This window comes from uncultured Aurantimicrobium sp., assembly GCF_936931525.1.
Taxonomy (GTDB): domain Bacteria; phylum Actinomycetota; class Actinomycetes; order Actinomycetales; family Microbacteriaceae; genus Aurantimicrobium.
Genome location: NZ_CAKZII010000139.1, coordinates 1 through 4,714, shown reverse-complemented (window position 1 = coordinate 4,714; position 4,714 = coordinate 1). Strand labels below are relative to the sequence as shown.

The following is a 4,714-nucleotide window of genomic DNA, read 5'->3' as shown; positions in this document are numbered from 1 at the left end:
CCCGACGCCTGTAACATTGCCGACGCGATTTGGCAGACCCACTGTTTATCAATCGACCTGTCTCCTCCATCGCAATTCGCTGGGGATTCGTCGACGCGTCACACTTCAGTCGACTCTTCCGCTCAACGTTCGGAGAGGCTCCCACTGATTTCCGGAGCAGGATCTGGCCAGAAGCCGTCAATCGCTAAGGCAATTTGACACTCCCAAAAGTGCTTAAATCGGTCGTTGTTACCGAAACGTAATCGAAAAACGCCCCTCATGTGAGGGGCGTTTTTCCTTATGTTTCCGGGCTTTTTGGGTCCAATTTCACGCATAGTCAATGAGTCTGCGTACATTGACAAGGGGGTAATGGGCAGATGGCACTTATCGTTACCTGTAGATATGCGGTGAACTCTGGTTTCACTTCACATTGAGAACGTCATGAACATTCAGCCCAGCTGGAAGCTCATTGCAGGATCAACGAGAAGTACCAGAACTCACTCAAGTTAGATGGTTCACTATCTGACTTCTCTGAAAGTGACACATAGAAGTGTCATAACCAACCGAGAGGCAATAAAACACATGAACATGAAAAAGAAAGCCCTAGCGGTCTTCGGCATTGCAGCCGCATCCGCTCTGGTTCTGTCTGGCTGTTCAGCCAGCGACGGTGGCAGCGACAGCGCAGCAACCGGAGAGCCAATTGTTATCGCAGCTGTATACGACGGAAACTTCTTCCCCGAGGCTCCTCCTGCAGCTCAGGCTGTATTCGATGAGTACAACGCAGCTGGTGGCTTCAACGGCCGCCCCATTCAGCTCGACACCTACGACGAGAAGACTGACCCTGCAACTTCTGCAACAGCAACCAAGGATGCTCTTGACTCGGGTGCTATCGCATTCGTTGGTTCTTCTTCCTTGATGAACTGTGCAGTAAACAACCAGACCTGGTCTGACAACAACATCGTTTCCATCCAGGGAACCGGTGTAGACCCCTTCTGCTTCTCAACTCCTAACGTTGCAGCAGCAAACACTGGTCCTTTCTACGACACCACTGCAAGCCTTTACAACGGCTCTGAGGTTCTCGGTTACAAGGCAATCTGTGGTTTGTTCGTTCCAGATGATGCAGTTGGCAAGGCAGCTTACGAGCAGGCAGTTGCAAACTGGTCTGAGGCAACCGGCGAGAAGCTTGCTTTGGCTGACTACAGCCTGACCCGCGGTATGACCAGCTACGCAGCAAACGTTGCAGCGCTGAAGTCTGCTAACTGTGACGCAGTATTCATCAACGAAGTTGGTGCAGCTGACGCAGCTATCCTCGCTGAAATGACTAACCAGGGAATCGTACTTCCTGCGTTGCTCCTCACTTCGGCATACTCTGACCAGTTCGCTCAGTCTGTGAACTACGGCGCACAGATCACTCTTCCTGCTGAGTTCGCTCCATACACCGACGCAAAGGACGAGAACTGTGTCGAATGGCGTGCACTCATGGAAGCTAATGGCATTGCTGCTACTTCCTTCGCACAGGGTGGCTACCTTGCTGCTCAGTACTTCATCGCAATCCTTGAGACGATTGAGGGCGACGTAACTCGTGACGCATTCACTGAGGCTGCTAAGGCATACACCACTCCTTACGCAGGCACCGGTGCTGGTATGGCCGGTTCTCCTTGGACCTTCGGTCCTGAGGACAGCCACCAGCCCAACGCTGCTTCATGGATGATGCACATTGAACCAAACACCCAGGCTTGGGTATCGGACGGCCCATGGCTGCTCGGTTCCGACATGGGTTGGAAGAACACCACTATTGCTGGCTAATTCCAAATAGCACTACCCTGCTGTTGTGGGGGGCTCAGGCTCCCCACAACAGTTCTTCTTTCCAGTAAGACAAACACTCAACGAGGAGTACCGGGGAGTACATATCCGCATTAGCCGCCGGACTTGGTTCTGGCAGCCTCTACGCAGTGATTGGTGTGCTCTTGGTCTTGATGGCCACGCTCACCCGTGTAGTTAATTTTTCACAGGTTGCCGTCGGCGTCTATGCCGCCTTCCTATCCATTCGAGTAGCACCATTGCTGCTTCCCATGCATCTTCCTAAAGAAGTCGTCACTGTCATTAGTGTGATCGTCGCCCTCCTCGTCGGCGCCATCGTTTCTGCTGCACTGGGATGGATTATTGCAACATGGTTGCCTGAAGCAACAGGTACCGCTCGCTCGGCAGTCACAGTTGCGGGCATGCTCTTCTTGATTTCGGTTTCTTTGCTCCAATTTGGTCCGCTTTCGCAGGCGTTGATCCCGCTGGTTATAGGCCCTTTGGTTTCCTTCGGAACGGTAACGATCACAAAAATCGCCGCCTATCTGTTTGTACTTGCAGTTGTGATCGTTCTTGTCGCTAAGTTGGTCCTGACTAAGACCCCCATCGGAGTTCAACTCCGTGCTATTGCGGACCGACAGACAGCAGCTGAATTGCTGGGTGTCAACGTCAAACTTCTGCAGGTTGGCGTTTGGGCGTCAACCGGAGCATTGATGACTCTGGCAATCCTCTTGGGCGGTAACAACCTCGCCCCGCAAGCAACCGTCAGCATGGACCTCATCATTCCTGGTGCAGCAGCGGCGCTATTCGGTGCATTTAAGCGCATGGACTTTGCCCTCTATGGCGGTCTTGCTTTGGGTGCCGTTCAAGGTCTCGTCACCATGTGGCCTGAAATCAGTCTCATTCGTGACTGGATTCCCATTATCAGCATCGTGATCTTCCTCTTGTGGAACCAGCGTAAGGAGGTTTGGGATGTCGCTCGCTAACTCCAACAAGTCCCGAATTGCTTCATCTAAGCCATTAATCATTGCTGGTGTCGCTCTTTGGTCTTCCTGCATACATCGTCTTCCTAGCTACTTCGGTGCTTATCGCTATGGTTTCTTTGCTCGGTCTTGGAATTGTTACCGGCACCGCCGGAATGATTTCACTTGCTCAGCTCACCTTCGCAGGAATTGGTGCCTGGGTCGCAGAAATTCTGATTATCTTCACGCCATTGGGCACAATGTTTGGTGGCTGGTCATTTGTCATCATCATGCTTATTGGTGGCTTGGCAAGTGCTGCAGTTGGTTTTGTAGTTGGTCTTCCTGCGCTGAGATTGCGTGGGGTGAACCTTGCGGTTCTTACGCTAGGTGTAGCTGCGGCTGCAAACGCAACATTTCAGAAGGTTGCATTCCCTGATGGTTGGGGCAACAAGAGAATGACGCGACCATTTGATATGCCTTTCAGTCCAGAAGGGGACCGGGGTTACTTCATTTTTGTGGTGATTGTTGTTGTAGTTATTGCACTCGGAATCCATTTCATGCAGAACAGTCGCTGGGGTGCATCTTGGAAGTCTGTAGCGTTTTCTGAGCGTGGAACTGCTTCGGTAGGACAGAGTGTGACCTCTGCCAAGCTGACAGCCTTCTCAGTGAGCTCATTTATTGCGGGAATATCTGGCGTGCTGCTTGCAGGTGAAGTTGGCAAGGTGAACTATGTCAGCTTCCTGCCCATCGCGTCCCTGTCGATGTATGTACTGACCATCGTGGTTGGTTCGCACCTCATCGACATGGCTCTGTTCGGCGGAATCCTTTTCGTTCTGGTTCCTGAAATCTTGAAGCAGTTCAAGATTCCTCTTGAGTGGGGAAACCTGGTCTTCGCAGTTCTGGGTATCCAGGCACTGACCACCAACTCAAACCTTGGTCAAGATATTCGTAATGCGATGTTCCGCAGAAAACGAAAGAACCAATCCGCTGTTGTGAATCACCTTGACGAAGAAACAATTGAAGACGCCATCAAGATTCCAGAAGGCAATGGAAAGATCCTCCTGCGAGTAGAAAACCTTGGTGTTGAGTTTGGTGCTGTGAAGGCGCTCACGAACGTCAACGTCACTGTTGAAGAGGGTTCCATCCTCGGTTTAATCGGTCCTAATGGTGCAGGTAAATCGACCTTCATCGATGCGCTGACCGGCTTCCTACCCCAGCACACGGGTGTGGTCACTGTTGACGGAATAGACCTGCGTGGAAAAGCTCCAAACCAGATTGCTCGTCATGGTCTGCGTCGCACCTACCAGCAGGACCGTGTCCCAACGACACTGACGGGTGGTGCATACGTGAAAATCGTAGCCCGTCGCAAAATCTCCGCCGCTGAAGTTGCAGATGTATTGGAATACTTCGGTTGCCCAGATGCATCTGTACCTCTACGCATGGTTGATGTGGGTACTCGCCGTCTCATTGAGGTTGCTGCAAACGTTGCTGCACAACCAAAGCTTCTGCTGTTGGATGAGCCTGCTGCAGGTCTTTCCCACGCAGAGCACATTGTTTTCGCTAACCGTCTCAAGCAAGTTCCTGAGAAGTACGGTGTGACAATTTTGATTATTGAACACGACCTCGACCTGGTTCGCAGTGTCTGCTCGAGCGTGACAGTACTGAACTTCGGTGAAGTTCTCGCTTCTGGAAAGCAGAGTGACGTGCTCAACAATCCTGAAGTTATCAAGGCCTACATGGGTGAAACGGAGATGCTATGAGCCTCAAACTGAACGACGTTACGGTCAGTCGAGGAATTGGCCCAGTCATTTCTAACGTCACGCTCGAAATCAAACCTGGTGAAGTTGTGACCTTGGTTGGTCCCAACGGTGCCGGAAAGACGAGCTTGCTTGAATCCATTTCTGGTGTCATTGGTATCAGCGGTGGAGATATAGAGATGGATGGTGAGTCAATTGCCAAACTCTCCCGTCGCA

At 51.7% G+C, this 4,714-nt stretch carries 5 protein-coding genes; all 5 read left to right on the top strand.

Features of this window, described 5'->3' with window-relative positions; genetic code table 11:
• Positions 1-29: 29 nt before the first annotated feature.
• Entirely contained in the window at positions 30-188 is a 159-nt protein-coding gene (locus tag Q0362_RS06570) for a helix-turn-helix domain-containing protein (RefSeq protein WP_298121532.1), read from the top strand.
• A gap of 379 nt (positions 189-567) precedes the next feature.
• Positions 568-1,785: an ABC transporter substrate-binding protein gene (locus Q0362_RS06565; RefSeq protein WP_298121529.1), complete on the top strand. Its 1,218-nt coding sequence runs from the start codon at positions 568-570 to the stop codon at positions 1,783-1,785.
• 101 nt (positions 1,786-1,886) lie between these two features.
• The gene (locus Q0362_RS06560; RefSeq protein WP_298121540.1) at positions 1,887-2,765 is read left to right on the top strand and encodes an ABC transporter permease subunit; all 879 of its coding nucleotides are present in this window, start codon (positions 1,887-1,889) and stop codon (positions 2,763-2,765) included.
• 47 nt (positions 2,766-2,812) lie between these two features.
• Positions 2,813-4,501: an ABC transporter permease subunit gene (locus Q0362_RS06555; RefSeq protein ID WP_298121536.1), complete on the top strand. Its 1,689-nt coding sequence runs from the start codon at positions 2,813-2,815 to the stop codon at positions 4,499-4,501.
• Positions 4,498-4,714, top strand: a 217-nt coding sequence (locus Q0362_RS06550; protein WP_298121526.1) for an ABC transporter ATP-binding protein, incomplete at its 3' end; no start/stop codon positions are given. The genes Q0362_RS06555 and Q0362_RS06550, both read left to right, overlap by 4 nt.

Bases quoted from the DNA above. Each gene is read 5' to 3' on its own strand.
- Q0362_RS06565 (WP_298121529.1), top strand. From the start codon at position 568: ATGAAAAAGAAAGCCCTAGCGGTCTTCGGCATTGCAGCCGCATCCGCT.